Raw genomic sequence first — 25,596 nt, forward strand, 5'->3', positions numbered from 1 at the left:
GCGCCCCGGGCAAGTTCGGCGGCGACGTGTCGCACCTGAACCTGCACAAGACCTTCTGCATCCCCCACGGCGGTGGCGGCCCGGGCGTCGGCCCGATTGGCGTGAAATCGCACCTGACCCCGTTCCTGCCGGGCCACGCGCACATGGCACGCAAGGAAGGCGCGGTCTGCGCCGCACCGTTCGGCAGCGCGAGCATTTTGCCGATCACCTGGATGTACATCCGCATGATGGGCGGCGCGGGCTTGAAGCGCGCTTCGCAGCTGGCGATCCTCAACGCCAACTACATCTCCCGTCGCCTGGAAGAGCACTACCCGGTGCTGTACACCGGCAGCAACGGCCTGGTCGCCCACGAATGCATCCTCGACCTGCGCCCACTGAAAGACAGCAGCGGCATCAGCGTCGATGACGTCGCCAAGCGCCTGATCGACTTCGGCTTCCACGCCCCGACCATGTCCTTCCCGGTGGCCGGCACCTTGATGATCGAGCCGACCGAAAGCGAATCCAGGGAAGAACTGGACCGCTTCTGCGACGCCATGATCCGCATCCGCGAAGAAATCCGCGCGGTGGAAAACGGCACGCTGGACAAGGACGACAACCCGCTGAAGAACGCCCCGCATACCGCAGCGGAAATCGTCGGCGAGTGGTCGCATCCGTACAGCCGCGAGCAGGCGGTTTACCCACTGGACACCTTGATCGACGGCAAATACTGGCCGCCCGTAGGCCGCGTCGACAACGTGTTTGGCGACCGCAACCTGATCTGCGCGTGCCCATCCATCGCCGACTACGCCTGAAAACACCGCATAACCCTGTAGGAGCGAGCTTGCTCGCGATGGACGTGAAGCTGACGCGTTTTCGTCAGGAAGCCCTCGTTATCGTTAGCGACCATCGCGAGCAAGCTCGCTCCTACAGGTGGACCCCATTTCGAGAACAACAGAGGACTTTCACCATGTTCAGCAAACACGACCAGATCAAAGGCTACGACGACCAACTGCTGGCGGCGATGAACGCCGAAGACGCGCGGCAGGAACACCACATCGAGCTGATCGCTTCGGAGAACTACACCAGCCAACGAGTCATGGAGGCACAAGGCAGCGGCCTGACCAACAAGTACGCCGAAGGCTATCCTGGCAAGCGCTACTACGGCGGCTGCGAACACGTCGACGTGGTCGAACAACTGGCCATCGACCGCGCCAAACAGCTGTTCGGCGCCGACTATGCCAACGTCCAACCGCACTCCGGCAGCCAGGCCAACGCCGCGGTTTACCTGGCGTTGCTGCAGGCTGGCGACACCGTGCTGGGCATGAGCCTGGCCCACGGCGGTCACCTGACCCACGGGGCCAAGGTGAGCTTTTCCGGCAAGCTCTACAACGCCGTGCAATACGGCATCGACACCGCGACCGGCTTGATCGACTACGACGAAGTCGAACGCCTGGCCGTCGAGCACCAGCCGAAAATGATCATCGCCGGTTTCTCGGCATACTCGAAGACCCTGGACTTCCCGCGCTTCCGTGAGATCGCTGACAAGGTCGGCGCCTATCTGTTCGTCGACATGGCCCACGTCGCCGGGCTGGTGGCCACCGGCCTGTACCCGAACCCGCTGCCCTACGCCGACGTGGTCACCACCACGACCCACAAGACCCTGCGCGGTCCGCGCGGTGGACTGATCCTGGCCAAGTCCAATCCGGAGCTGGAGAAAAAACTCAACGCCGCCGTATTCCCCGGTGGCCAGGGCGGCCCGCTGATGCATGTGATCGCCGCCAAGGCCGTGTGCTTCAAGGAAGCGCTGGAGCCGGCGTTCAAGACCTATCAGGCGCAAGTGATCCGCAACGCCCAGGCGATGGCCCAGGTGTTTATCGATCGCGGCTATGACGTGGTGTCCGGTGGCACCGACAATCACCTGTTCCTCGTCAGCCTGATCCGCCAGGGCCTGACCGGCAAGGACGCCGACGCCGCCCTGGGCCGTGCCGGCATCACTGTGAACAAGAACGCCGTGCCCAACGATCCGCAGTCGCCCTTCGTGACCTCAGGCCTGCGCATCGGTACCCCGGCGATCACCAGCCGCGGGTTCAAGGAAGCCCAGAGCATCGAGCTGGCCGGGTGGATCTGCGACATCCTCGATCACCTCGGCGATGCCGATGTCGAGGCCCAGGTCGCGCGGCAGGCAGCTGCGATGTGCAGCGACTTCCCGGTGTACCGCGACTAAGCACACACCACAAAACCCCTGTAGGAGCGAGCTCGCTCGCGATGGACGTAAAGCTGACGCGTTTTCGTCAGGAAGACCGCGTCATCGTTAGCGACCATCGCGAGCAAGCTTGCTCCTACACAGGTCCGGTTTTTGTCTGACAGTCCTTGGGAAAACCTATGAACAAAGTGCAAGTCGGCACCAAACTGCGCGGTGCGGAAAAAGTCGCGCGGATTCCGGTCAAGATCATCCCCACCGATGAATTCCCGCGTAAACCCGACTGGATCCGGGTACGCATGCCGACCTCCCCCGAGGTCGACCGGATCAAGCAACTGCTGCGCAAACACAAGCTGCACAGTGTCTGCGAGGAAGCCTCGTGCCCGAACCTGGGCGAGTGTTTCTCCGGGGGTACCGCGACCTTCATGATCATGGGCGACATCTGCACCCGGCGCTGCCCGTTCTGCGATGTCGGCCACGGCCGGCCGAAACCGCTGGACGTCGATGAGCCGACCAACCTTGCCGTGGCCATCGCCGAACTGCGCCTCAAATACGTGGTGATCACCTCGGTGGACCGCGACGATTTGCGCGACGGGGGCGCCCAACACTTTGTCGATTGCCTGCGTGAGATCCGCAAGCTGTCGCCGGGTATCCAGCTGGAAACGTTGGTGCCGGACTATCGCGGACGGATGGACGTCGCCCTGGCGATTACCGCCCTTGAGCCGCCCGATGTATTCAACCACAACCTGGAAACCGTACCGCGCCTGTACAAGGCCGCACGGCCGGGCTCGGATTTCGAATGGTCGCTGGACCTGCTGCAAAACTTCAAGCAACGGGTCCCGCACGTCCCGACCAAATCCGGGCTGATGCTGGGTCTTGGGGAAACCGACGAGGAAGTGATCGAAGTCATGCGGCGCCTGCGCGAGCACGATGTCGACATGCTCACCCTCGGCCAGTACCTGCAACCGTCGCGCAGCCACTTGCCGGTCCAGCGCTTCGTGCACCCGGACGTGTTTGCCTGGTTCGCCGAGGAAGGCGCCAGGATGGGCTTCAAGAACGTCGCTTCAGGGCCGCTGGTGCGCTCGTCCTATCATGCCGATCAACAACTTCATGGAGGTGCCGCCGGTTTCAAGCCATGATGAAGTGACTTGTCATGCCATTTCGCAGGCCCGGCCCGATGCCATTTGTTGCTAGAACATTGCTCCCATTCCTCACTCTCGCCTTGTCGGCTGTCGCCGGTGCCGAGCCCAAGCCCGAGCACATGGTGTACTTGCGCACCATCGATCCGGGCATCGAGCAGGACATCCGCTACGCCAGCGCCCACAACTTCACCGGGCATCCGCTCGATGGTTACGAAGCAGCTGAGTGCCTGTTGTCCCGGGAGGCTGCCAAGGCCCTCGCCCGGGTGCAAACGGCACTGCAGGCGCAAGGCTACGGCTTGAAGGTCTTCGATTGCTATCGCCCCAGCCGCGCGGTCACGGACATGGGGCGCTTCGCCACGGAGCCGGGCGACCCGCGCAAGGCCGAATTCTATCCACGGGTGGACAAGCAGGATTTCTGGCGCCTGGGCTATGTGGCGCGGGTGTCCAACCACTCCAAAGGCGGCACCGTCGACCTCAGCATGACAGGGCCGGGTGCCCTGCCCGCCGACACCTGGACGCCGTCAGCCACGCCTATCGATTGCACGGCGCCCTATGGTCAGCGTTGGCACGACGGCGCAGTCGACATGGGCACCGGGTTCGATTGCTTCGATGAGCGCGCCCACACCGATTCGACGTCGATCACGGAGGCGGCCATGGAAAATCGCCAGCGCCTGACCCGCGCCATGGCGCAGGAGGGATTCACCGGTTACTCCGCCGAGTGGTGGCACTTCACTTATACCCGGGATGCGGCGTTGAAGACCGTCATGGACTTCCCCGTTACCCCCTTGGCGCCATGAACAGTCTCGGCAAAATCTGCGCGTGGCTGATCCTGCTGCTGCCCTGTACCGCAATGGCGCAAGGGCTCGACAGTAGTGGTCAGTTGATCGTGGTCACCAGCAAGGACTGGGATGCCATCCAGGGCATTGCCCAGCGTTATGAACGCCACGGTAGCACCTTCGAAAAAGTCGAAGCGCCGTTTGCGGTGGTTCTTGGCAAACACGGCATGGGCTGGGGCAAGGGGCTGCTCGACACCCGGCCACTTCAGGGGCCGGTGAAACAGGAAGGCGATGGAAAGGCACCCGCCGGGGTTTTCGAACTGGGCAGCGCTTTTGGCTACGACGCTTGCGTCGAAACTCGCCTGCCCTACCTCGCACTGACCAAGGCCATCGAATGCGTGGATGACAGTCAGTCCACTCATTACAACGAACTGGTCGACGGCGCCACGGTTGCCAAAGACTGGAACAGCGCCGAACGGATGCGCCGCGAGGATGACTTGTATCGCCGGGGCATTTTCATCGAACACAACACCCCGGCATCCCCGGCGGCCGGCTCGTGCATCTTCTTCCACATCTGGCGTGGGCCGACGGCGCCGACACGGGGTTGCACTGCCATGGACCCCTCGGATATCGCTCGCCTGTTCAGCTGGCTCGACCCACGCCAGTCCCCGCTACTGGTGCAACTGCCCGAGGCGCAGTACGAGCAGTTGCGGGAACGCTGGCACCTGCCACCGCGCTGACCCCAAGCGGGCGCCTGGCCAGGCGGAGCTTGCCCGCCGTTTCGACAAAGGGCGTGACGATCAGGCTGTAGAGGCTCAGGTAACGGCCATGATCCGCCTCGCCGGTGCCGAAACGGATGGGCTCCGGTTGCGCCTGGGTGACGTAGAGCGTGCCGAACATCCAGTCCCAGAGTGACAGGTTGATCCCGAAATTCTTGTTGAAGTGCCGCGGTGCGTCGCTGTGGTGAATCTGGTGTTGCGCCGGGCTGTTCAGCACATGCTCGACCCGCGGCCCGAAGGACAGCCAGACATGGCTGTGGCGCAGGTTCGCCGCCAGGGCGTTGAGGATGAACACCATGTAGGTCACGCCGAACAGCGTGTAACGGCTGATCTCCCCGCCGCAGGCGTACCAGAAGAGGCCGGCAAAGGCGCTGACGAACACCAGGTCGATCAACCGCTCGACCACCTTCTCGAGGAAATGCACCCGGCTCGCCGTCACTGGGACCAGCACCGTCGCCGAATGATGGACCTTGTGGAACGCCCACAGGTAGCGCGTGTGGTAAGCACGGTGGGCCCAGTAATGGATGAAGTCCTGCAGCAGGAACACGCCCAAGCCATAGAGCAGGGACAGGGCCAGGTGCTCCTCGACCTGCACCCGTGCGCCCCACAGCTGAGTGAAAAAGCGCATGTAGTCCCCGGAACGCAAGACGTACGGGTCCACCAGGCCGACGATGGGTACCACCAGCATGACTTTGAGGATGGCGCGCACAAAGTAATAGCGGTAGTCGAGCAGCGCCGAGGGATGAAAATGCACGCGGTTGCCGCCGATGAACTGCCAGAAGGTGGACGCGTCGGTCAGCCCGCGGGATCTGCGCCAGCGGAACAAGCCGTAGGCCACGGCGTAGGAGGTGAAAAGAAAGGCCACACAGAGACGACCATTGAGGTCGAAGAGCCCCAGGAACTGGTCGCTGACAGGCGCGACCAGCCACCGGTGCAGGTAGTGGTCGAGCGGTGCGAGAACATCCATGAAAGGCTGCCCCCTGCTGAAGTAGAGCGTTGTGTGTTGGTTCGAACAAGCCCTGTTTGCTGGAGCACGGCTTGCCAGCGCAGACGTCCTTGAGGACGCCTTCGCCGATAAGCCGGCTCCTACAGAATGTTATTGCGGATGTATCTTATTCAGGTCTTGGGATTTCGGCAACTGGCGCAACCGATGCTGATGACTTGGCCAGCAGGACATACAGGATCCCCGGCACCACCAGCCCGACGATCCAGGAAATATCCACGCCGCCGAGTTGCGCGACCATGGGTCCTGAATAGAAATGGGTGTCGACGAAAGGCAGCTGGATCAACACGCCGATCACGTACACGCTGATCCCCAGCAGGTTCCAGCGGCCATAGCGGCCTGCCGGGTCGGACAACGCGGGGATGTCATAACGCTCCTTGTTGATGAAGTAGTAATCCACCAGGTTGATCGCGCTCCAGGGGGTAAAAAACGTCAGCAGGAACAGGATGAAGTACTTGAACGAGTTGAGGAACGAGTACTGGCCCAACAGTGCGAGAGTGGTGGACGCCGCGACAATCACCAGCACGAACACCATGCGCTGGCCGGCGCTGATTTCCAGGCGACGACGAAAGCCGCTGATGATGGTGGCCACGCACATGAAGCTGCCATAGGCATTGAGGGTCGAGACCGTGACCTTGCCGAACACCACGCTCAGGTACAGCAGGGAGGCCATCATCCCGGTGCTGCCCAGGCCGACGATGGTCGCCACTTCATGCCCGCGAAAGTTCGCCCCCGCCAACGCCGCGGCAAACACGCCCAGCACCATCGATGCCTGGGCGCCCAGCACGGTGCCGAGGCCGACGGCGGTGAAGGTTTTCCAGGACGAGGTGTTGCTCGGCAAGTAGCGCGAATAGTCCGCCACGTAGGGGCCAAAGGCGATCTGCCAGGAAGCCGACAGCGACACCGCCAGCAGGAAAGTGCTCCAGCTGAAGTGGCGATTTTCCAGTAACAGGCCGATGTCGTTGAGGCTGATCAAGCGGCTGAACAGGTAGACGAACGCGATCACGCCCAGTACGCTGGCCACCCGCCCGACCAAGTGAATCACCCGGTAACCAAACATCGTCAGCAGCGCGATGCACGCGGCGAAAATCAGGATGCCGACGCTGTCGCTGACGCTGATCAACTGGGCAATCGCCTGCCCCGACAACACCGCGCCGGTGGCGCTGAAGCCAAGGTACATCAGGCACACCAGCACGATCGGGATTGCCGCGCCGTACACCCCGAACTGCACGCGGCTGGAGATCATCTGCGGCAGCCCGAGCTTCGGCCCTTGGGCCGCGTGCAGCGCTACCACGGCACCGCCCAGGACCTGGCCGATCAGCAAGCCGATGAGTGACCAGAACACGTCACCGCCCAACACCACGGCCAACGCCCCGGTGACGATTGCGGTGATCTGCAGGTTGGCGCCGAGCCACAGGGTGAACTGGCTGTACAGGCTGCCATGGCGTTCGGCTTCGGGGATGTAATCGATCGAGCGGGTCTCGACCAGGGGACTTCGTTGCTGACTATCGGTCATTATTCTTGTTCTCTTCGAAAATAGAAGGCATGCACGCAATTCTCCCACAGGGGGGGAATGCATTTATTTTTGCGGTTCGGTCATGGCCACCTGCCCCACAAACGGCGCCTTCGCCCACACCACCTTGCCGCCCACCAGCGTCAGCAACACCTGATTGCGCCCCAACTCCTCTTCAGGCACCTGCATGAAGTTCTTGTCCAGGACGATCAGGTCGGCAAACTTGCCCACCTCCACCGAGCCCGTCACTTTCTCCAGCCTGAGCTGCTCGGCGGCATTCAGGGTGATGGTGCGCAGCACCTCGGCGCGGGACAGCGCCGGATCACCGTTGAGCCTGCCCGCGTATTTCGCACCGTAGCTGTGCGGGTTCTGTGGATCGCCCGCGCGGGTGACACCGATCTTCAGCGCGAGGAACTCGTCGAGCGGGTCGACCGGCCAGTCGCTGCCATACGCCACCCGGCCACCGGCGCGGGCGATGCTGCCCGACGGCTCCATGCGGGAAAACCGCTCGGCACCCAGGTGTTCATGGGTACCGTCCACCGTGGACGGTGCCTGCTGCGCCCACTGGAAAGACATGTTGGCGGTCACGTCCAGCGCCTTGAAGCGCCCATAATCGGCGGGGTCCACCGATTCGGCGTGGGTAATGGCCGGGCGGAATGGATTGCCGGGCAATTGTTGACGCACGTATTCGATGCCGTTGAGCGAGTCGCGTACCGCGCGGTCGCCGGTGGCGTGCAGGTGCGGATCGAAACCGGCCTGGACGGCCTTGAGCAGCAGCGGATCGAGTACCTTGGGCGGGAAATACAGCTCGCCCTGGTTATTGCCTGGCGTCCATTTCGGCGCCTTCTCGGTTCCGGCGTTGTGCAGGTACGGTGTCAACATGGCCCCGGTGTCGGCCGGTGCGTTGATGATGCCGTCCATGAACAACTTGACGTGACGCATGCTCACGCCCGGCGCGACTTTGGCTTCGCCCTGGTCGTAGGTGCTGGCCAGGGCCTTGGCCTCGGCGATGGTTTTATCCGGGTCGGCGCTGGCGGCGGCCGGGTCGAGCTTGATCGCCAGCAACGCCCGGGCGGTCAGTTCGCCGGACTGCGCGAGGGCGGTGAACGCCTTGGCATTCTCAGGTCCCGACATGGCATCGAAGAAACTGGTGATGCCCTGCTGGCGCATGGCGTCAAGGGCTGCGCGGCTTTGATTCAGCTTCTCGGCGTCGGTGGCCGGCGGTACCACGGCGGCCATGGCATCCGCCGCGCCGTCCTCGCAGATTCCGGTGGGATTGCCGGCGCTGTCGCGCACGTACTTGCCATCGCCGGGGTTGGCCGTGCGCTTGTCGATGCCCGCCACCGCGAGGCCGCGGGAGTTGACCAGCACGGTGTGGAAGTCGGTGGAGCGTACCTGGATCGGGCGCCGGGTCTTGAGCGCATCGAGGGTCGATTTGTCGGCATCGCCGTCGAGGCCGGTCATGCCCATGCGATCCCAGCTGCCGACTTCGAGCCAGACATCGGGGCCCTTGTCCTTGTCCGCATCCAGACAGGCCTGGATGCTTTCCTGGAACACCTTGCGGGTCATCGTCTGGTACTTCAGATCGCACAAGGTCATGGCGCGACCGCCGTCCCCCGGATGCATGTGCGCATCGATGAAGCCCGGCATCAGCATGCGTCCGGCCAGGTCGATCAGTTGCGTCTGCTGGCCGATGTACCCGGCGACCCCCTCATCGCTGCCCACATACACAATCTTCCCGTCCTTGACGGCAACCGCCTGTTGCACCGAATCCTTGCCGTCGACGGTGTACACGTAACCGTTGCGCATGACCATGTCGGCGCTGGTCGAACCCTGGCTCTGGCACCCCACCAGCGCCACGCAGGACACGGCCGTCGCACCGGCAACGGCGATAAATAGCCTGGAGAATTTCAATGGCCTCACCTCTGTTTTTATAGTTTTGCAAGGGTCCGCAGACTGCCGCGCAAGCCCTTGATATGCAGGGCATACCCTATAGGGCAAGGCACTCCAGTGGACCTCTGCAAATGAGGAGGGTAAGGCAAATAACCCGGCGTTGCGGTCAGACGGAGCGCAGCACCGATCCCAGTTCCACCTTGCTCTTCACGCCCAGCTGCAAGTAGCAATTGCGCAGGTAGGTGCGCACCGTGGCCGGGCTGAGGGAGAGGATCCTGGCGATTTCCTTGTAGGAGTGGCCCGCCGCAAACAGCATCGCCACCGTCCGCTCCCGAGGTGCCAGCTCGGCACCCCGTAGCTGGGTTTGCAGCGACAGGATGACGTGCTCCGCGTTCGGATTGAGGGTCAGTGCCGAGCGGCCCAGGCGCATCACGCAGGGCGCTGAGGGCAGTTGCGCGATGATCTTTTCGGGCAGCGTCGAGCCGTTCCAACCGGGCAACTCCCGTTGAATGACCGCGCACAACCCGGCGCCGATGTAGAGCAAGCCACCGTCACGCCGCGCGACCCCGAAATCGCTGGCGCCGTTGCCGGTGTCGACGCGGATCATGTCCTGCACCTGGAATCGCCACAGCTGCAACAGGTGATCGCAGAACGCCGAAAACAGATCGGCCTCGTCGTCGCTGAAGGCCATTGCATCGGCGCCACGGTAGAGGCAAACGAAAAACATCAAGCCGCTTTCCGGCAGCTCGAAGGTGATGCACATCAGGTGATAGAGATCGTGGCGCCGGGCGAATGCATCGACTTCGGCGTGGGGGTCGTTGAAGCCGCTGTCGCGGATGACCTCGCCAGGACGGCTCAAGGTGTCATGGGAAAATCGGTCGCTGCCGGCAGTCTGTTGCCATTCGCCGGCAAACGAACCAGGCAGGTCGATGCGCCCGTGCATCCAGCTTTGCGGCACTGCGCTGCCGAGCGAAACGGACATCTCGCCCCACCATGCCGAAGCGAAGGGCACCAGTTGACGGAACGCCTGCAAGCCGTCGGCGATGAATTCGGCGGCACCGCGCTCCCGCGCCAGTCGCCCCAGGTGCAACACGCAACGGTTGAACGCCTGCAGGGTGTTGCCACCCTGATTACCCTGCTTCATCGTGCCGATCCTGTTCGCTGCATGGTTTGTCGCCGGGACCATGCCACAGGCGCCGCGATGGCGTCCACCGGCGGATTTGGGGATGAGACTGGCTCTATCGCTATATAGTTTTGTATATTGCGAAACTCAAATCGCCAAGAAGTCCCCATGAGCCGTATTCGCCAACACAACCAGCAGCTGATCCTGGAGGCCGCCAGCGCGGAATTTGCCGCCAGGGGCTTCGACGCCACCCAGACCCGCGACATTGCGGCCCGCGCCGGGGTGCCGAAAGCCAACCTGTATTACTACTTCCAGAGCAAAGAAAACCTCTACGCCAAGGTGCTGCTCGGGTTTGTCGAGCCGCTGCTGGAAGCCTCTGCGGTGCTGCGTGAGAGCGACGACCCGTTGGTGAGCCTGCCGGCCTACATCGAGGCGCGGATTCGTATCGCCCGGGAGCACCCGCACATTGCAAAGGTGTTCAGCGATGAGCTGTTGTTGGGCGCCAGGCACCTGCCCGAGGAATGTCGAGACCTGCTGTACGCCGAGGCCCGGCGCAACGTCGAATGCCTGAGCAGCTGGATCGAACGGGGTGTTCTGGCGCCGGTGGATCCGGAGCATCTGATGTTGTTCATCTGGTCGGCGACGCGCACGTACACCAACCTGGGATGGCAGATGGCGCATATCACCGGGCGCGGGACGCCACAGGACGAGGATTACGACAACGCGGCGGCGACCATTACCCGGCTGGTGCTGGGCGGCGTGGTGCCGTTTGTGGTGCGGGAAGACAGGGTTTTGAAGTTTGCGACTTGAACTGGGCGAGCGCTGCATTCCCCTGTAGGAGCCCGGCTTGCCGGCGAAGGCGCCCGCAAGACCAGTGCAATATTCAAGGACGCCTTCGCCGGCAAGCCGGGCTCCTACAAGGGGACTGCGTAGCTTAAAACAGGACTTTTGCGGCCGGGACCACGTCGATCCGCGCCACCGAACCGGTCAGGTGCGCCAAGTCCTTGTTGTGCTCGGCAATGATGTCTTCGGCGCTGAGGTTGCCGTTGTCGACAGTGGAGTGCGCGTCTGCCGCCAGCACCACGTCGTAGCCCAGTTTCAACGCCTGGCGCACGGTGGCGTTGACGCAATAATCGGTTTGCAGCCCGCAGATGACCAGGCGCTCGAAGTCATCTATCGGCAACAGCTTCTGCAGGTTGGTCTGGTAGAACGAATCCGGGGTGGTCTTGCGTACGCGCGCATCCTTGGGTGAAGTTTCCAACCCTTCGGCCAGTTGCCAGCCAGCCGCTTCATGGGCAAAGGGACTGCCCTTTTCCTCGTGCTGGATGAACACCACCGGCACGCCGGCCTTTCGCGCCCGGGCAGAGAGATCGTTGATGGTGTTGATGACACGCGATATCTGAAAACACTCGTACTCGCCTGCGCACAAGGCTTGCTGTACATCGATGATCAGCAGTGCAGTGGTCATGGTTCCTTCCTTGAAGAAGTCAGTGGATCAGGGGACGAACATAAGTCCGTCCCCCTCCAAACACAAGCCTCAGTAGCCGAGCGACAACCCGGTATTACGCCTTGGATCGTTGGCCCCGTAGAAACGGTTCTTGCCCACCGGCTTGCCCTCCAGCGACGGCGCGCCCACCAGGATCGCCGCCAGGTGGTTGGCATCCTGGGGACCGGCAAACTTGTGGCCCCAGCTTTCGAGGATCTTCACCGTGTCCGGGCTGGTGGTGAAGGTCTCCAGGTTGGTTTCCTCCGGCAGCCATTGCTGGTGGAAACGCGGTGCATCGACCGCTTCCTGGATGTTCATGCCGTAGTCGATGACGTTGAGCATGGTCAGCAAGGTCGCGGTGATGATACGGCTGCCGCCGGGGGTGCCGACCACCATCACCACTTTGCCGTCCTTGGTGACGATGGTCGGGCTCATGGACGACAGCGGCGCCTTGCCGGGGGCGATGGCGTTGGCCTCGCCCTGCACCAGGCCGTACATGTTGGGTACGCCGATTTTCGAGGTGAAGTCGTCCATTTCGTCGTTGAGGATGACCCCGGTCTTGCTCGCCATGACCCCGGCACCGAACCAGTCGTTGAGGGTGTAGGTCACCGACACCGCGTTGCCCCATTTGTCGACGATGGAGTAATGGGTGGTGTTGCTGCCTTCATGGGGTGCCACGCCAGGTTTGAGATCGCGGGACACACCGGCCTTTTGCGGGCTGATGGCTTCACGAAGCTTGGTCGCGTAGTTCTTGTCGAGCAGGTGCGCAATCGGGTTTTTCACGAAATCCGGGTCGCCCAGGTAGCTGTTGCGGTCCACATAGGCGTGGCGCATCGCTTCGATCTGGTAGTGCATGCCCTGGGCCGAGCGGTAGCCCAGCTCCTTCATCGGATAGCCTTCGAGGATGTTCATGATCTGGCAAATCACCACCCCGCCCGAGCTCGGTGGCGGGGCCGAGACCACGTGGTAGCCGCGGTAGTCGCACTCGATGGGCGCCAGTTCGCGGGTCTTGTACTTGTCGAGGTCGGCCTGGGTGATGATGCCCTTGTTGGCCTGGCTGGAGGTGACGATGGCGTCGGCCACCCAGCCTTTGTAGAAGCCGTCGGCGCCTTTCTCGGAGATTTCCCGCAGGGTCTTGCCGAGGTCTTTCTGCACCAGCTTCTGCCCGACCTGCATCGGCTCGCCATTGCTCAGGAAGATCGCGCCGGAATCCTTGATGTCCTTCTTGAACACGTCGGTGGCGTACTCCAGCAACTCGACGTCACCCTGCTCCAGCACGAAACCGTCCTCGGCGAGCTTGATGGCCGGTGCGATCACTTCCTTGCGCGGTTTGGTGCCGTATTTGGAGAGCGCCAGTTCCATGCCGGACACGGTGCCCGGCACGCCAACGGCCAGGTGGCCGCGGGTGCTCAGGTCAGGGACGACGTTGCCCGCCTTGTCCAGGTACATGTCGGCGGTGGCGGCCAGCGGTGCTTTTTCACGGAAATCGAGGAAGGTCTTGCGCCCGTCGGCCAGCTGGATGGTCATGAAACCACCCCCGCCCAGGTTACCCGCCGCGGGATAGACCACCGCCAGCGCATACCCCACCGCCACAGCGGCGTCGACCGCGTTGCCACCGTTCTTCAGCGCATCCACGCCGACATGGCTGGCCAGGTGCTGGGCGGTGACCACCATGCCGTTTTCGGCGGCAACCGGGGCGACGGAGGCCGCATGGGCCATCAGGCAGCTGAGCGCCAACGAGGTCGCAATCAGCGATTTGGCAAAAGGTTCGTACTTCATGAGTCGCTCTCTTTTTGTTATCAACCAGGGGAAACGCTTCAAAAGCCGTAGGCAAGTATGGTCGCGATTGCGTATTGCGCCTCCCCGGTGAAGCAGTATCCTTAACGCCTGTTCAACAATTGGGCGACACTCGCGGCATGACTTGCACCTTTATCACCCTGGCATCACCGGTCGGCGAGTTGAAGCTGGTGGCGAACGGTTTACGTCTGGTCGCCATCCTCTGGGAAAACGACAAGCCGGGCCGTGTACGCCTCGGTCCGATGAGCGAAGCGCCGGACAACGAGGTCCTGCAACGCACGGCGCAACAGCTGGGCGAATACTTCGCCGGCACACGCCAGTCTTTCGAACTTGAGCTTGATTTTGCCGGGACGGAATTCCAGAGGAAGGTGTGGATGGCCTTGCTGACCATTCCATTCGGCCAGACCCGCAGCTACAGCCAGATCGCCGAGCAGATCGGCCACCCGAGCGCGGTGCGGGCGGTGGGTGCGGCAAATGGCAGGAACCCGATATCGATCATCGCGCCCTGTCATCGGGTGATTGGCGCATCGGGGAAGCTGACCGGGTTTGCCGGGGGACTGGAAGCGAAGCAAAGATTGCTCACCCTGGAAGGCGGCCACTGGCCTGGAACCGCACGCCTTCCGGGCTTTTGATTTGTAGGGTTTACCTCAAGCCAGTTGCGCTTTGTATTCCTTCTCGTACTGGCCCGCCAGCGACTCTTTCTGCTTGTCGTCGAGCAACTTGCCGGCCATCTGGAAGAACTTCTGCTCTTCTTCCTCGAGATGGTGATGGACCTTTTCCGACAGCTTCTTCGCGGTCGCGAGCCAAGCCGGGCTGGACATCTCGGTGCCGTCCAGCTCCTCCATCATTTCATCCATCTCGTGATGCTCGGCGATCGCGTGGCGGCTCAAGTCGACGCCGTTGTCGAACTCCATCAGCGGGATGTAGAAATGCCGCTCTTCGGCGGTTTCGTGAGCCTGCAGCTCTGACTTGAGCTGCTTGTACGCCTCGACGCGTTCAGGCGTATCGCCGCTGGTGCGGATCAGGGCTTTGGCGTAGGTACGCTGGCGCTCGTGGCTTTCGCGCAAGGCTTCGAAAATATTCACGGAATGTCCTCATCGGTCGCACTCTGGAATGGCGCGTCACAGTAAATGACATCTGCGCGTTGGCGACGGTTCCACTCGCTGAGGGTGATGGAACAATGGCGGCAACCACGATAGGCTGCCGATTCACTGCCATAAGGACATAGCCATGAACCTGCGAATAGAGTTTTCGCCCACCCCCACGGAAGAAGAGCGCCAGGCCATCCTGCTGCCGCTGCGCGCCTACAACGCCTCGAAGGCCGACGGCGCGGTGCCCGAGCATATTGCCCTGCTGGTGCGCGACGAAAACGATGCGATCCTCGGCGGCCTTTATGCCCGGTTGTTCTACCAGTGGATGTTCATCGACCTGCTGTCGGTGCCGGAACAGGCCCGGGGACAGGGCATGGGCACCCGGTTGATGCAGATGGCCGAAGAGCTGGCGCGGGAGAGGAAGTGCGTCGGAATATGGCTCGACACCTTTGAGTTCCAGGCGCCGGAGTTCTACAAAAAATGCGGCTTTAGCGAGATCGGCCACATCGCCGACTACCCGCCGGGCTATAAGCACTTTTTCTTCCAGAAGCGCCTGAGCTACTGACCATAACGCTAAACCCTGTAGGAGCGAGCCTGCTCGCGAAAAACGCGAGCAGGCCGCGGGGTGTCAGACTTCCAGCGTTTTCGTTGACGACCATCGCGAGCAGGCTCGCTCCTACAGGGGGTGCTGCGCCAAATCAGAGGCAGGTGGCCAACGCCGCCAACCGCCGCTTGGCGACAAAGTCATCCTGCTGCGCGTAGTAACTCAACACGGTGCCCGAGGCATCGGTGGTCACGTCGACAAAAGACTCCGCCGAGCGGGTGTACACGGTGGTGCTACCCTTCTCTCCCGGTTCCAGGTACGCGGCGGCATCGACTCCGAACACCGCCTCGTCCTGCCAGGAGAACTGCACGCACTGGGCGACGTCCTTGGCCGGCTTGTCCGAGTTCAAGGTCTTGTACGGGGCCTTGGTACGAGCATCGTTCATCGCCGAGCTCGCGCATCCCGCCAGCAAGGTAACGGCCAGCGCCACCATCAGAATTCGCATTGCATTCACTCATGAGGAAAAAGCGGACTGTATCACCGTGGCACTGCGTATCGTTCTGCTTTACTTCATTTATACCGCGACAGCGCGTGACGATTCGCGCACCCTGTCGCGCCAATAACGCTGTATTGCACCTTTGACTGGAAGCCCCATGACACCCAATGCCGAATTCTACAAACCGACCACTGAATATGCCGACAAGCTGATCAGCCAGATCGGTCAGACGCCCTCGTGGATCGCCAAGCGAATCGGCGTCACCGACAAGCGCATTCGCTACATCCTCGACGGCGAAAGAACCGTGAAGGGCGAAACCACGCCGATCCAGATGACCTATACCGAGCAGTTTGCCCTCGAGTGCCTGGCGGCAGCGGCCAAGGCCAGCAAGAAACAGTCTTCGTAATCCGTTCCCAAGGAGTGACCATGGCGGCATCCGAACAGCAACACGAACAGGCACTGAACAGGTTTCTCGACGAGCATCCCGAACTGCGCGTCGAGCTCGACAACCTCAACCCGCTGCTGGCCCAGGCCAAGGGCGAAACCCTTGCACAGTTTCGCGATGAGCGTTTGCATGAGGCCTTTGAAGCCGAAGCCGAGCGCCAGGGTTTGTTTGCCTGGGAGCTGACGCTGCAACTGACCGCCGCCACACCTGAAGAATATGAGGCCCAGCGCCTGGAAGTGCACAAGGAAGTCGCGGAAATGGCCGGCATGGACTGGCTGGAGTATTGCGACCTGTACGGGATAACCCCCTGACCACCGCTCGAGGACGTCATCGCCCATGCTGCCTTCCGCCTCCAGGACCCACGCCAGCCCCGGACACCTGCACACGCAGAAATGGCGCGGGCGCATCGGCCTGAGCCTGGTGGCGATGCTCTCGGTGCTGGCCGGCATGACCGATGCGATCGGCTTCATGGCCAGCGGCGATTTCGTCTCGTTCATGAGTGGCAACACCACGCGGATGGCCGTCGCCATCAGTGTCGCCGACCTGGGCTTGACCCTGCGCCTGGTGCTCCTCATCGCCACCTTCATTGTCGGCAATGCGCTGGGCGTTATCGTCAGCCGCCTGACCGGGCGTCGACCACTGCCCTTGCTGATGTGCATCGCCGCCCTGCTGTGCACCGCCGCGGCCTGGCCCTACGACTCGCAACTGCCCGCCCTGCTGGCAGCGATCATCGCCATGGGCATGCTCAATGCCGCCGTGGAAGAGGTCAACGGCCTGCCGGTCGGCCTGACCTATGTCACCGGCGCCCTGTCGCGCTTCGGCCGTGGGCTGGGGCGCTGGCTGCTCGGCGAACGCCGCAGCGGCTGGCGCGTGCAATTGATCCCCTGGACCGGCATGTTCGCCGGTGCGGTCCTCGGTGCGGTGCTGGAACAGCATTTCGGGCTCAAGGCGCTGTTTGCCAGCGGGTTGCTGGCGGCTGTGCTGGGGCTGTTGTCGCTGAAGATCCCGCGGCGTTGGCAGTTGGGCTATATGCCGCGCTGAGTTTTGTGTTGCCTGTTCGGTCGCCATCGCTGGCAAGCCAGCTCCTACAGTGGTTCTGTGGCGACCGGCAGCTTTGTGATCGACGCATTTCCTGTAGGAGCTGGCTTGCCAGCGAAGAGGCCCGCACAGGCGACATCGATTTAGCCCCAGCGCCGATAAAGCATTATCATGGCCGCAGTTTCGCTGATCGAGTCCGTCATGAAGTTCGCCATCGCCGTATTTTCCGCCGCCCATGCGCCCTCCTCGCGCCGCGCCTTGCTGTTCGCCCAGGCCGCGCTGGCCGGTGGGCATGAGATTGTCCGGCTGTTTTTCTATCAGGATGGCGTCTACAACGCGTCCAGCAGTGTGGTCACGCCTCAGGATGAACTGGATGTGCCCAAACAATGGCGCGCCTTCGTCAGCGAACACCAACTCGATGGCGTGGTGTGCATCGCCGCCGCCCTGCGTCGCGGGGTGTTGAACGACGAAGAAGCCCAGCGCTATCAGCGCGAGGCTGTCGCCGTCGGCGCGCCGTGGGAATTGTCCGGCCTCGGCCAGTTGCACGATGCGGTGCAGGACGCCGACCGCCTGATCTGCTTCGGAGGTGCGTGAGATGGCTAAATCCCTGCTGATCATCAGCCGCCAATCGCCATGGTCCGGTCCGGGCGCGCGGGAAGCGCTGGACATCGTGCTGGCGGGCGGCGCCTTCGATCTGCCGATCGGCCTGCTGTTTCTCGACGACGGCGTGTTCCAGCTCGCCACGAAACAGGACGCCAAGGCCCTGCAACACAAAGACCTGAGCGCCAACCTGCAGGCGCTGCCGATGTTCGGCGTCGAAGAACTGTATGTCTGTGCCGACAGCGCCGGCGAACGTGGCCTGGACCCTGGCGCCCTGGCGCTCGCGGAAGCCCGCGTGTTGGCCGCACACGAAATCACTGCGCTCATTGACCGTTACGACCAGGTGATCACCCTCTGATGTCGACTTTGCATGTGTTGTCTCATTCCCCGTTCGGCGACGACCGCCTGAACAGTTGCCTGCGGTTGATCGGTACCAACGACGCGCTGCTGCTGTGCGGTGACGCGGCCTATGCCCTGCAGCCGGGCACCGCACCGTTCACGGCGCTCAATGCCCGCGGCCTGGCACTCTACGTGCTCGCCGAAGATGCCCAGGCCCGGGCCATCGATGTGCCGGGCTGGGCGACGGCGGTCGATTATCCGGCCTTCGTCGAACTGTCGATCCACCACGACAAGGTCAACAGCTGGACATGAATGTATTGACCGTCGGCGCGCGCGCCATCGAGCTGGACAAGGACGGTTTTCTTGTGGAACTCAGTGACTGGTCGGCGGACGTCGCCAGCGCCCTGGCCGCCGCCGAAGACATCGAGTTGAGCCCCGAGCACTGGGAAATCCTCGAGCTGCTGCGCAACTTCTACGCCGAATACCAGCTGTCGCCGGCCACCCGGCCGCTGATCAAGTACACCGCATTGAAACTCGGCCCGGACAAAGGCAACAGCCTGCACCTGAACCGACTGTTCAAAGGCACCCCTGCCAAACTCGCCGCGAAACTGGCGGGCCTGCCCAAACCGACGAATTGCCTATGACCGACTACCCAGCGCTGACCCTCGAAACGCCTGCCGAGCACCCGTTCGCCCAATTCGTGCGGATCCTCGGCAAAGGCAAGCGTGGCGCCCGCGACCTGACGCGTGAAGAAGCCCGCGCCGCCATGGGCATGGTGCTCGACAACCAGGTCGAGGATACCCAGCTCGGTGCATTCCTGATGCTGTTGCGCCACAAGGAAGAAAGCGCGCAGGAAATGGCCGGTTTCACCGAGGCCTTGCGTGAACGCTTGCAGGCGCCGGCCCTGGCGGTCGACCTCGACTGGCCGACCTATGCCGGCAAGAAGCGTCACCTGCCGTGGTACCTGCTGGCGGCCAAGTGCCTGGCGCAGAACGGCGTGCGGGTGTTCATGCATGGCGGCGGTGCGCACACCGCGGGTCGGCTCTACAGCGAACAACTGCTGGAAGAGCTGGACATCCCGTTGTGCCGCGACTGGCAGCAGGTGGGCGTGGCGCTGGACAACGGCGGCCTGGCCTTCATGCCGCTGGTGGACTGGGCACCGCAACTGCAACGCATGATCGACCTGCGCAACACCCTCGGCCTGCGCTCGCCGATCCATTCGCTGGCGCGAATTCTCAACCCGCTGGGCGCCCGTTGCGGCCTGCAAAGCATCTTCCACCCCGGCTACCAGGCGGTGCATCGCGATGCCAGCGGCCTGCTCGGCGACACCGCGATCGTGGTCAAGGGCGATGGCGGCGAGATCGAGATCAACCCCGACGCCGACAGCCACTTGTACGGCACCACCGGCGGCGAGAGCTGGGATGAGGAGTGGCCACAACTGTCGAGTCAACGCCACGTCAAACCCGCCAGCCTGGAACCTGCGCATCTCAAGGCAGTGTGGCGCGGCGATGTGGTGGACAGCTATCCGCAAATGGCCCTGATCTCGACCATGGCCTTGGCATTGCGTGGCCTCGGCCAGAGCCGCGAGCAAGCGTTCGAGACCGCCCAGCAATACTGGGATGCACGGGACAAATCGATTTAATCGATCATAACCCATCAAGCTTTGCGCTTTTTTATCGAACCTATCAGTCTAGACTCCTCTCCAACGCTTATCGGTTGAGGAGTCTCGGACATGGGTTTGTTAGCTGAAGGTCGCTGGCAGGACAAATGGTACGAAAGCAGCAAGGACGGCGCGTTCCAGCGTGAACAGGCGCAGCGTCGCAACTGGGTCACGGCTGACGGCCAACCTGGTCCGACCGGTATCGGGGGTTTTGCTGCCGAGGCCGGCCGTTATCACCTCTACGTGTCACTGGCCTGTCCGTGGGCGCATCGCACACTGATCCTGCGCAAACTCAAGGGCCTTGAAAGCCTGATCGATGTGTCGGTGGTCAGCTATCTGATGCTGGAGAACGGCTGGACCTTCGACAAGTCCCACGGCTCCACCGGCGACAAACTCGATCACTTCGACTTCATGCACCAGCGCTACACCGCCGACACCGCCGACTACACCGGCCGCGTCACCGTGCCGGTGCTGTGGGACAACCAGCAGAAGCGCATCGTCAACAATGAGTCGGCGGAAATCATCCGCATGTTCAATGGTGCCTTCGATGAATTGACCGGCAATGACCTGGATTTCTACCCGGCAGCATTGCGCGGGGAGATTGACGCGCTGAACGAGCGGATCTATCCGGCCGTGAACAACGGCGTGTACCGCGCCGGGTTTGCCACCTCCCAGAGCGCCTATGAACAAGCCTTCGATGAAGTGTTTGCCGAACTGGATCGACTGGAACAGTTGCTGGGTGCCAATCGTTACCTGGCCGGTGAGTACCTGACCGAAGCGGACATCCGCTTGTTCACCACGTTGATTCGTTTCGACGCCGTGTATTACGGCCACTTCAAATGCAACCTGCGGCGGATTGCGGATTATCCGAACCTGTCCAACTGGCTAAGGGAGATTTATCAATGGCCGGGGATTGCCGAGACGGTGAGTTTCGAGCACATCAAGAATCACTACTACGGCAGCCACAAGACCATCAATCCGACGGGGATTGTGCCGAAAGGGCCGGAGCAGGATTTTACCACCCCGCATGATAGGGAGCGGTTGAGTGGGAAAGGGGTTTGGCGCAAGGCCTGAGATTTGTACAGGTTTTGAAGGCCCCAATCGCCAGCAGGCTGGCTCCCACAAGGGAATCTGTGTAGTTCACAATTCACTGTGGGAGCCAGCCTGCTGGCGATTGGGGCGACTCGGTTTTCAGACCTGCGCCTGAGCCCCTTCAAACCACGCCAGTTTCTCGCGCAGTTGCACCACTTCTCCCACGATCACCAATGTCGGCGCATGCACTTCATGCTCCGCCACCAGCCGTGGCAGGTCCGCCAGGGTGCCGGTGAACACCCGCTGATTGACCGTGGTGCCCTGCTGGATCAACGCCGCCGGGGTATCCGCCCCGCGACCATGCTTGATCAACTGCTCGCAGATGCTCGGCAAGCCCACCAACCCCATGTAGAACACCAGGGTTTGCGCCGGCGCGACCAGATCGGCCCACGGCAGATCGGTGGAGCCGTCCTTGAGGTGACCGGTGATGAACCGCACCGACTGCGCGTAATCGCGATGGGTCAACGGTATCCCGGCATAGGCCGCGCAACCGCTGGCCGCCGTGATACCCGGGACGACCTGGAACGGGATGCCATGGGCCGCCAGTTCTTCGATCTCTTCGCCACCCCGGCCGAAAATGAACGGATCGCCGCCCTTCAACCGCACCACACGCTTGCCCTGTTTCGCCAGGTCGACCAATTGCTGGTTGATCTGGTCCTGGGGCACGGCGTGATCGGCACGGCGCTTGCCGACGTAGACGCGCTCGGCATCGCGACGGCACAGCTCGAGAATCGCCGGCGCCACCAGGCGGTCGTATAGCACCACGTCGGCTTGCTGCATCAGGCGCAATGCCTTGAACGTCAGCAGGTCGGGATCACCTGGCCCTGCGCCCACGAGATAGACTTCACCGGTCGCCACTGGTGCTTCACCTTCGATTTTCGCCTGCAGCAAACGCTCGGCTTCACCGCCCTGCCCGGCCAGTTGCCGGTCGGCAATCGGGCCCTGGAAGACGTCTTCCCAGAACGCGCGGCGTTGCTGCACATCCGGGAACAGCTTTTTCACCTGGTGACGGAACCCCGCCGCCAGGCCAGCCAGCTGACCGTAGGTAGAAGGAATCCAGGTTTCGATCTTGGCACGGATCAACCGCGCCAGCACCGGCGCGTCGCCACCGCTGGACACGGCAATGATCAACGGCGAGCGGTCGACGATCGCCGGGAAGATCACGCTGCACAGGGCCGGCGCGTCCACCACGTTGACCGGCACGCAACGCCGATGGGCATCCTTGGAGACTTGCGCGTTCAGCGCTTCGTCGTCGGTGGCGGCGATGATCAGCGCGCAACCGTCCAGGTCCGCCTCGACGTAACCGCGCGTCAGGCACTCGCCAGCACTGGCGCTGACCAGCTCGCGCAGCTGCGTTTCGATTTCAGGTGCGACCACCCGCAGCAGCGCACCGGCATCGGCCAGCAGGCGGGATTTGCGCAAGGCAATCTCCCCCCCACCGACGACCAACACACGACTGCCGCGAAGGTTATGGAACAGCGGCAGATAGTTCATTTAGCCGATGACCTCGAGGCCACCCATGTACGGCTTGAGTACCTCAGGAATACGGATCGAACCGTCGGCCTGCTGGTAGTTCTCCAGCACCGCAACCAGGGTACGACCGACCGCCAGGCCGGAACCGTTCAGGGTGTGCACCAGTTCCGGCTTGCCGGTTTCCGGGTTGCGGAAACGCGCCTGCATGCGGCGGGCCTGGAAGTCGCCGCAGTTGGAGCACGACGAAATTTCGCGGTATTTGTCCTGGCTTGGAATCCACACTTCCAGGTCGTAGGTCTTGACCGCACTGAAGCCCATGTCGCCGGTGCACAGCGCCAGCGTACGGTATGGCAGTTCCAGCAGTTGCAGGACTTTCTCGGCGTTGGCGGTCAGGCCTTCCAGTGCTTCCATCGAAGTCGACGGCTCGACGATCTGCACCATCTCGACCTTGTCGAACTGGTGCTGGCGGATCATGCCGCGGGTGTCGCGACCCGATGCACCGGCTTCACTGCGGAAGCATGGCGTGTGGGCGACGAACTTGATCGGCAACAGTTTCGAATCGACGATTTCGCCGGCGACGATGTTGGTCAGCGACACTTCGGCGGTCGGGATCAGGTACAGATCGGCTTCGCCTTCGCGGGCGATCTTGAACAGGTCTTCTTCGAACTTCGGCAGCTGGCCAGTGCCTTGCAGCGCCGGGGCCTGGACCAGATAAGGCGTGTAGGCCTCTTCGTAGCCGTGCTCGGTGACGTGCAGGTTGATCATGAACTGCGCCAGGGCGCGGTGCAGACGGGCGATCGGGCCGCGCAGCAGGGCGAATCGCGCGCCGGACAGCTTGGCGGCGGTCTCGAAGTCGAGCCAGCCGAATTTTTCGCCCAGGGCGACGTGGTCCTGCACCGGGAAATCGAACGCGGTCGGTGTGCCCCAGCGGCGCACTTCGACGTTGCCGTCCTCGTCTTCGCCGATCGGCACCGATTCGTGCGGCAGGTTGGGAATGCCGAGCACGATTGAGTCCAGTTCGGTCTGGATCGCGTCCAGCTCGACTTTACCGGCACTCAACTCGCCCGCCATGCGCTCGACGTCCGCCATCAACGGTGCGATGTCTTCGCCGCGCTGCTTGGCCTGACCGATGGATTTGGAGCGCGCGTTACGTTCAGCCTGCAGTGCTTCGGTGCGGGTCTGGACGGTCTTGCGCTGTTCTTCCAGCGCTTCGATGCGCGCGACATCCAGGGCAAAGCCACGGGATGCCAGGCGGTCCGCTACGTCCTGAAGGTTGCTACGTAACAGTTTGGAATCGAGCATGTCGGTCTCTCGTTATCAAAGTTTGGTCAAGGACAGGCCAGCCCAAGTGGCGAGCAGCCCGCCGAATACGCTGATGCCAGCATAGCCCAGGGCTAGAAGCACTTGCCCGCTTTCCAGCAGGCGCACCGTATCCAGTGAAAAGGATGAAAAAGTCGTCAGCCCTCCGAGGAAGCCGACGATCAACCCGGCACGCACCTCGATCGGCACCTCCGGGCGTAGCAAAAACAGACCGTATAAAACGCCGATCAGCAAACAGCCGACGATATTAACGGCCAGCGTCGCGGTATAGAAGTGCCGCGGCCAATTAGCGTTGATCCAGTTGCCCGTGGCAAAGCGTAGCAAGGTGCCGGCCACCCCGCCGGCGGAAACTGCAGCGATCAGGGCCAGCACTATTTTCTCCGCTGCCGGGGGCTTAAACGATCGAGTTTCGCCAGGTGATTGAGCTTCTCGCCAATCTTAAGCTCCAGGCCACGGGGCACCGGCTGATAGAAGGGGATCGGCTCAAGCTCCTCCGGAAAATAGTCTTCCCCGGCGGCGTAGGCATCAGGCTCGTCGTGCGCATAACGGTATTCGTCACCATAACCGAGCTGCTTCATCAGCTTGGTCGGCGCATTGCGCAAATGCAGGGGCACTTCCAGCGAGCCATGCTCGGCGGCGGCACGCAGCGCGGTCTTGAAGCCCATGTACACGGCGTTGCTTTTCGGTGCACAGGCCAGATAAGTGATGGCCTGGGCCACCGCCAGTTCGCCTTCGGGGCTGCCGAGGCGCTCCTGCACTTCCCACGCCGCCAGGCACAGGCTCAGCGCCCGCGGGTCGGCATTGCCGATGTCTTCGCTGGCCATGCGCACCACGCGCCGGGCCAGGTACAGCGGATCGCAGCCGCCATCGATCATGCGCGCGAACCAGTACAGCGCGCCGTCGGGGTTGGAGCCGCGCACCGACTTGTGCAGCGCGGAAATCTGGTCGTAGAAGGCTTCGCCACCCTTGTCGAAACGCCGACGGGTATCGCCGAGCAGGCTTTGCAGCGGGTCGGTGCCGATCTCGCTGTTGTCTTCGGCCAGGTCCGAGGCGTTTTCCAGCAGATTGAGCAAGCGCCGGCCATCGCCATCGGCGGCCGACAGCAGCATCTGGAAGCCTTCATCGCTAAGGGTCAGGTTGCGCTTGCCCAGGCCGCGCTCTTCGGTCAGCGCGCGGTGCACCAGTTTGCGCAGTGCGGTTTCGTCGAGGCTCTTGAGCACATAGACCCGCGCCCGGGACAGCAACGCGTTGTTGAGTTCGAACGAGGGGTTTTCCGTGGTCGCACCGATGAAAATCAGCGTGCCGTCTTCGACATAGGGCAGGAACGCATCCTGCTGGGACTTGTTGAAGCGGTGCACTTCGTCGACGAACAGGATCGTGCGCCGGCCGTACTGCGCGGCCTGCTGCTTGGCGATTTCCACCGCCTGGCGGATTTCCTTGACCCCGGCCAGTACCGCCGACACCGTTTCAAAATGCGCCTCGGAGACTTCCGCCAGCAACCGCGCCAGGGTGGTCTTGCCCACACCCGGCGGTCCCCAGAAAATCATCGAATGCAGGGCTCCCTGCTCCAGGGCTTCGCGCAAGGGCTTGCCGCGACCGAGCACGTGTTCCTGACCGACGTACTCGTCCAGGTTGGTCGCGCGCAGGCGGGCGGCCAGGGGCTGGGCGATTGGGGCACTGCGAAACAGGTCCATGGTTACGGGTGAAACCTCACTGCAAGATTTGAACACCGCAGGTCACTGTAGGAGCGAGCTTGCTCGCGAAGGCGTCGGCACATCCAGCAATCATGTGACTGTTACACCGCTTT

At 62.6% G+C, this 25,596-nt stretch carries 28 protein-coding genes and 1 pseudogene; 17 read left to right on the forward strand and 12 right to left on the reverse strand.

Going from position 1 to position 25,596, the window contains the following annotated elements; all coding sequences use genetic code 11:
- From ACYP2Q_RS26380 to ACYP2Q_RS26400, 5 genes and pseudogenes are all read left to right on the forward strand, one after another.
- Nucleotides 1-791, forward strand: a pseudogene (locus ACYP2Q_RS26380) (glycine dehydrogenase (aminomethyl-transferring)); the annotation flags it as partial.
- 155 nt (nucleotides 792-946) lie between these two features.
- Nucleotides 947-2,203 carry a serine hydroxymethyltransferase gene (glyA, locus tag ACYP2Q_RS26385; protein ID WP_459733161.1) on the forward strand — a complete coding sequence of 419 codons (1,257 nt, stop codon included), beginning with the start codon at nucleotides 947-949 and terminating at the stop codon, nucleotides 2,201-2,203.
- 158 nt (nucleotides 2,204-2,361) lie between these two features.
- Nucleotides 2,362-3,318 carry a lipoyl synthase gene (gene lipA / locus ACYP2Q_RS26390; protein WP_459733162.1) on the forward strand — a complete coding sequence of 319 codons (957 nt, stop codon included), beginning with the start codon at nucleotides 2,362-2,364 and terminating at the stop codon, nucleotides 3,316-3,318.
- A gap of 38 nt (nucleotides 3,319-3,356) precedes the next feature.
- Entirely contained in the window at nucleotides 3,357-4,118 is a 762-nt protein-coding gene (locus ACYP2Q_RS26395) for a M15 family metallopeptidase (protein WP_459733163.1), read from the forward strand.
- Complete coding sequence (locus tag ACYP2Q_RS26400) at nucleotides 4,115-4,837, forward strand: L,D-transpeptidase family protein (RefSeq protein WP_459733164.1); 723 nt, start codon at nucleotides 4,115-4,117, stop codon at nucleotides 4,835-4,837. Before ACYP2Q_RS26395 ends, ACYP2Q_RS26400 begins: the two co-directional genes overlap by 4 nt.
- On the opposite strand, the gene ACYP2Q_RS26405 is transcribed toward ACYP2Q_RS26400, so the two are convergent.
- The 4 genes from ACYP2Q_RS26405 to ACYP2Q_RS26420 form a co-directional block, all read right to left on the reverse strand.
- Nucleotides 4,740-5,843 (reverse strand): sterol desaturase family protein, encoded by a 1,104-nt coding sequence (locus ACYP2Q_RS26405; RefSeq protein ID WP_459733165.1) that lies wholly within the window; start codon nucleotides 5,841-5,843, stop codon nucleotides 4,740-4,742. The genes ACYP2Q_RS26400 and ACYP2Q_RS26405 overlap by 98 nt on opposite strands.
- Before the next feature lie 145 nt (nucleotides 5,844-5,988).
- Nucleotides 5,989-7,395 (reverse strand): purine-cytosine permease family protein, encoded by a 1,407-nt coding sequence (locus ACYP2Q_RS26410; RefSeq protein WP_459733166.1) that lies wholly within the window; start codon nucleotides 7,393-7,395, stop codon nucleotides 5,989-5,991.
- Nucleotides 7,396-7,458: 63 nt separating this feature from the next.
- Nucleotides 7,459-9,306, reverse strand: a complete 1,848-nt coding sequence (locus ACYP2Q_RS26415; protein WP_459733168.1) for an amidohydrolase — start codon at nucleotides 9,304-9,306, stop codon at nucleotides 7,459-7,461.
- Between the two features lie 145 nt (nucleotides 9,307-9,451).
- A complete protein-coding gene (locus tag ACYP2Q_RS26420; RefSeq protein WP_459733169.1) occupies nucleotides 9,452-10,429 on the reverse strand; it encodes a helix-turn-helix transcriptional regulator in 978 nt (325 codons plus the stop codon).
- 147 nt (nucleotides 10,430-10,576) lie between these two features.
- Here ACYP2Q_RS26420 and ACYP2Q_RS26425 point away from each other — a divergent pair, with 147 nt between their 5' ends.
- Nucleotides 10,577-11,218, forward strand: a complete 642-nt coding sequence (locus tag ACYP2Q_RS26425) for a TetR family transcriptional regulator C-terminal domain-containing protein (RefSeq protein ID WP_459733170.1) — start codon at nucleotides 10,577-10,579, stop codon at nucleotides 11,216-11,218.
- A gap of 124 nt (nucleotides 11,219-11,342) precedes the next feature.
- Here ACYP2Q_RS26425 and ACYP2Q_RS26430 read toward each other — a convergent pair whose 3' ends face one another.
- Nucleotides 11,343-11,876 carry a cysteine hydrolase family protein gene (locus ACYP2Q_RS26430; protein WP_459733171.1) on the reverse strand — a complete coding sequence of 178 codons (534 nt, stop codon included), beginning with the start codon at nucleotides 11,874-11,876 and terminating at the stop codon, nucleotides 11,343-11,345.
- 69 nt (nucleotides 11,877-11,945) lie between these two features.
- Nucleotides 11,946-13,673 (reverse strand): gamma-glutamyltransferase, encoded by a 1,728-nt coding sequence (gene ggt, locus ACYP2Q_RS26435; RefSeq protein ID WP_459733172.1) that lies wholly within the window; start codon nucleotides 13,671-13,673, stop codon nucleotides 11,946-11,948.
- A 137-nt stretch (nucleotides 13,674-13,810) separates the two neighbouring features.
- Between ggt and ACYP2Q_RS26440 the strand changes: the two genes are divergently transcribed.
- Nucleotides 13,811-14,323 carry a methylated-DNA--[protein]-cysteine S-methyltransferase gene (locus tag ACYP2Q_RS26440; RefSeq protein ID WP_459733173.1) on the forward strand — a complete coding sequence of 171 codons (513 nt, stop codon included), beginning with the start codon at nucleotides 13,811-13,813 and terminating at the stop codon, nucleotides 14,321-14,323.
- Between the two features lie 15 nt (nucleotides 14,324-14,338).
- Here ACYP2Q_RS26440 and ACYP2Q_RS26445 read toward each other — a convergent pair whose 3' ends face one another.
- Nucleotides 14,339-14,776, reverse strand: a complete 438-nt coding sequence (locus tag ACYP2Q_RS26445; RefSeq protein WP_459733174.1) for a hemerythrin domain-containing protein — start codon at nucleotides 14,774-14,776, stop codon at nucleotides 14,339-14,341.
- Between the two features lie 145 nt (nucleotides 14,777-14,921).
- Between ACYP2Q_RS26445 and ACYP2Q_RS26450 the strand changes: the two genes are divergently transcribed.
- Nucleotides 14,922-15,347 carry a GNAT family N-acetyltransferase gene (locus ACYP2Q_RS26450; RefSeq protein WP_459733175.1) on the forward strand — a complete coding sequence of 142 codons (426 nt, stop codon included), beginning with the start codon at nucleotides 14,922-14,924 and terminating at the stop codon, nucleotides 15,345-15,347.
- Nucleotides 15,348-15,480: 133 nt separating this feature from the next.
- Here ACYP2Q_RS26450 and ACYP2Q_RS26455 read toward each other — a convergent pair whose 3' ends face one another.
- The gene (locus tag ACYP2Q_RS26455) at nucleotides 15,481-15,831 is read right to left on the reverse strand and encodes a hypothetical protein (protein ID WP_046817189.1); all 351 of its coding nucleotides are present in this window, start codon (nucleotides 15,829-15,831) and stop codon (nucleotides 15,481-15,483) included.
- A gap of 148 nt (nucleotides 15,832-15,979) precedes the next feature.
- Here ACYP2Q_RS26455 and ACYP2Q_RS26460 point away from each other — a divergent pair, with 148 nt between their 5' ends.
- From ACYP2Q_RS26460 to ACYP2Q_RS26500, 9 genes are all read left to right on the forward strand, one after another.
- A complete protein-coding gene (locus ACYP2Q_RS26460; RefSeq protein WP_034146936.1) occupies nucleotides 15,980-16,228 on the forward strand; it encodes a hypothetical protein in 249 nt (82 codons plus the stop codon).
- Between the two features lie 20 nt (nucleotides 16,229-16,248).
- The gene (locus ACYP2Q_RS26465) at nucleotides 16,249-16,578 is read left to right on the forward strand and encodes a DUF6388 family protein (RefSeq protein ID WP_459733176.1); all 330 of its coding nucleotides are present in this window, start codon (nucleotides 16,249-16,251) and stop codon (nucleotides 16,576-16,578) included.
- A gap of 25 nt (nucleotides 16,579-16,603) precedes the next feature.
- Nucleotides 16,604-17,308, forward strand: coding sequence for a YoaK family protein (locus ACYP2Q_RS26470; RefSeq protein ID WP_459733177.1), 705 nt, complete (start codon nucleotides 16,604-16,606; stop codon nucleotides 17,306-17,308).
- A 198-nt stretch (nucleotides 17,309-17,506) separates the two neighbouring features.
- Nucleotides 17,507-17,899 carry a sulfurtransferase complex subunit TusD gene (gene tusD, locus ACYP2Q_RS26475; RefSeq protein ID WP_459733274.1) on the forward strand — a complete coding sequence of 131 codons (393 nt, stop codon included), beginning with the start codon at nucleotides 17,507-17,509 and terminating at the stop codon, nucleotides 17,897-17,899.
- A gap of 1 nt (nucleotide 17,900) precedes the next feature.
- Nucleotides 17,901-18,263, forward strand: coding sequence for a sulfurtransferase complex subunit TusC (tusC, locus tag ACYP2Q_RS26480; protein ID WP_459733178.1), 363 nt, complete (start codon nucleotides 17,901-17,903; stop codon nucleotides 18,261-18,263).
- Nucleotides 18,263-18,556 carry a sulfurtransferase complex subunit TusB gene (gene tusB / locus ACYP2Q_RS26485; protein WP_459733180.1) on the forward strand — a complete coding sequence of 98 codons (294 nt, stop codon included), beginning with the start codon at nucleotides 18,263-18,265 and terminating at the stop codon, nucleotides 18,554-18,556. The genes tusC and tusB overlap by 1 nt, the downstream gene beginning before the upstream one ends.
- On the forward strand, nucleotides 18,553-18,888 hold the full coding sequence (locus tag ACYP2Q_RS26490) for a TusE/DsrC/DsvC family sulfur relay protein (protein WP_459733181.1): 336 nt from the start codon (nucleotides 18,553-18,555) through the stop codon (nucleotides 18,886-18,888). The genes tusB and ACYP2Q_RS26490 overlap by 4 nt, the downstream gene beginning before the upstream one ends.
- Entirely contained in the window at nucleotides 18,885-19,886 is a 1,002-nt protein-coding gene (locus ACYP2Q_RS26495; RefSeq protein ID WP_459733183.1) for a glycosyl transferase family protein, read from the forward strand. Before ACYP2Q_RS26490 ends, ACYP2Q_RS26495 begins: the two co-directional genes overlap by 4 nt.
- 90 nt (nucleotides 19,887-19,976) lie before the next feature.
- Nucleotides 19,977-20,978, forward strand: a complete 1,002-nt coding sequence (locus ACYP2Q_RS26500; protein WP_459733184.1) for a glutathione S-transferase family protein — start codon at nucleotides 19,977-19,979, stop codon at nucleotides 20,976-20,978.
- Between the two features lie 117 nt (nucleotides 20,979-21,095).
- Here the strand turns inward: ACYP2Q_RS26500 and cysG are convergent, their stop codons facing one another.
- From cysG to ACYP2Q_RS26520, 4 genes are read right to left on the reverse strand one after another with little or no spacing between them, the layout of a single operon-like run.
- Complete coding sequence (cysG, locus tag ACYP2Q_RS26505) at nucleotides 21,096-22,490, reverse strand: siroheme synthase CysG (RefSeq protein ID WP_459733185.1); 1,395 nt, start codon at nucleotides 22,488-22,490, stop codon at nucleotides 21,096-21,098.
- Nucleotides 22,491-23,771: a serine--tRNA ligase gene (serS, locus tag ACYP2Q_RS26510; RefSeq protein WP_459733186.1), complete on the reverse strand. Its 1,281-nt coding sequence runs from the start codon at nucleotides 23,769-23,771 to the stop codon at nucleotides 22,491-22,493. It lies immediately after the preceding gene.
- Nucleotides 23,772-23,786: 15 nt separating this feature from the next.
- Entirely contained in the window at nucleotides 23,787-24,161 is a 375-nt protein-coding gene (crcB, locus tag ACYP2Q_RS26515) for a fluoride efflux transporter CrcB (protein ID WP_459733187.1), read from the reverse strand.
- On the reverse strand, nucleotides 24,161-25,483 hold the full coding sequence (locus ACYP2Q_RS26520) for a replication-associated recombination protein A (protein WP_459733188.1): 1,323 nt from the start codon (nucleotides 25,481-25,483) through the stop codon (nucleotides 24,161-24,163). The genes crcB and ACYP2Q_RS26520 overlap by 1 nt, the downstream gene beginning before the upstream one ends.
- Nucleotides 25,484-25,596 lie beyond the last annotated feature (113 nt).

The organism is Pseudomonas sp. MHK4, from assembly GCF_054600775.1.

Excerpts from the sequence above, each read along its gene's own strand:
- tusC (WP_459733178.1), top strand. The coding sequence starts at position 17,901 with ATGGCTAAATCCCTGCTGATCATCAGCCGCCAATCGCCATGGTCCGGT.
- glyA (WP_459733161.1), top strand. The coding sequence starts at position 947 with ATGTTCAGCAAACACGACCAGATCAAAGGCTACGACGACCAACTGCTG.
- ACYP2Q_RS26500 (WP_459733184.1), top strand. The coding sequence starts at position 19,977 with ATGGGTTTGTTAGCTGAAGGTCGCTGGCAGGACAAATGGTACGAAAGC.
- serS (WP_459733186.1), bottom strand. The coding sequence starts at position 23,771 with ATGCTCGATTCCAAACTGTTACGTAGCAACCTTCAGGACGTAGCGGAC.
- ACYP2Q_RS26520 (WP_459733188.1), bottom strand. The coding sequence starts at position 25,483 with ATGGACCTGTTTCGCAGTGCCCCAATCGCCCAGCCCCTGGCCGCCCGC.
- tusD (WP_459733274.1), top strand. The coding sequence starts at position 17,507 with ATGAAGTTCGCCATCGCCGTATTTTCCGCCGCCCATGCGCCCTCCTCG.
- ACYP2Q_RS26440 (WP_459733173.1), top strand. The coding sequence starts at position 13,811 with ATGACTTGCACCTTTATCACCCTGGCATCACCGGTCGGCGAGTTGAAG.
- ACYP2Q_RS26460 (WP_034146936.1), top strand. The coding sequence starts at position 15,980 with ATGACACCCAATGCCGAATTCTACAAACCGACCACTGAATATGCCGAC.
- ACYP2Q_RS26465 (WP_459733176.1), top strand. The coding sequence starts at position 16,249 with ATGGCGGCATCCGAACAGCAACACGAACAGGCACTGAACAGGTTTCTC.
- ACYP2Q_RS26400 (WP_459733164.1), top strand. The coding sequence starts at position 4,115 with ATGAACAGTCTCGGCAAAATCTGCGCGTGGCTGATCCTGCTGCTGCCC.
- ACYP2Q_RS26455 (WP_046817189.1), bottom strand. The coding sequence starts at position 15,831 with ATGCGAATTCTGATGGTGGCGCTGGCCGTTACCTTGCTGGCGGGATGC.
- ACYP2Q_RS26420 (WP_459733169.1), bottom strand. The coding sequence starts at position 10,429 with ATGAAGCAGGGTAATCAGGGTGGCAACACCCTGCAGGCGTTCAACCGT.
- ACYP2Q_RS26450 (WP_459733175.1), top strand. The coding sequence starts at position 14,922 with ATGAACCTGCGAATAGAGTTTTCGCCCACCCCCACGGAAGAAGAGCGC.
- ACYP2Q_RS26490 (WP_459733181.1), top strand. The coding sequence starts at position 18,553 with ATGAATGTATTGACCGTCGGCGCGCGCGCCATCGAGCTGGACAAGGAC.
- ACYP2Q_RS26395 (WP_459733163.1), top strand. The coding sequence starts at position 3,357 with ATGCCATTTGTTGCTAGAACATTGCTCCCATTCCTCACTCTCGCCTTG.
- tusB (WP_459733180.1), top strand. The coding sequence starts at position 18,263 with ATGTCGACTTTGCATGTGTTGTCTCATTCCCCGTTCGGCGACGACCGC.
- ggt (WP_459733172.1), bottom strand. The coding sequence starts at position 13,673 with ATGAAGTACGAACCTTTTGCCAAATCGCTGATTGCGACCTCGTTGGCG.
- ACYP2Q_RS26430 (WP_459733171.1), bottom strand. The coding sequence starts at position 11,876 with ATGACCACTGCACTGCTGATCATCGATGTACAGCAAGCCTTGTGCGCA.
- ACYP2Q_RS26495 (WP_459733183.1), top strand. The coding sequence starts at position 18,885 with ATGACCGACTACCCAGCGCTGACCCTCGAAACGCCTGCCGAGCACCCG.
- ACYP2Q_RS26470 (WP_459733177.1), top strand. The coding sequence starts at position 16,604 with ATGCTGCCTTCCGCCTCCAGGACCCACGCCAGCCCCGGACACCTGCAC.
- lipA (WP_459733162.1), top strand. The coding sequence starts at position 2,362 with ATGAACAAAGTGCAAGTCGGCACCAAACTGCGCGGTGCGGAAAAAGTC.
- cysG (WP_459733185.1), bottom strand. The coding sequence starts at position 22,490 with ATGAACTATCTGCCGCTGTTCCATAACCTTCGCGGCAGTCGTGTGTTG.
- ACYP2Q_RS26410 (WP_459733166.1), bottom strand. The coding sequence starts at position 7,395 with ATGACCGATAGTCAGCAACGAAGTCCCCTGGTCGAGACCCGCTCGATC.
- ACYP2Q_RS26425 (WP_459733170.1), top strand. The coding sequence starts at position 10,577 with ATGAGCCGTATTCGCCAACACAACCAGCAGCTGATCCTGGAGGCCGCC.
- ACYP2Q_RS26405 (WP_459733165.1), bottom strand. The coding sequence starts at position 5,843 with ATGGATGTTCTCGCACCGCTCGACCACTACCTGCACCGGTGGCTGGTC.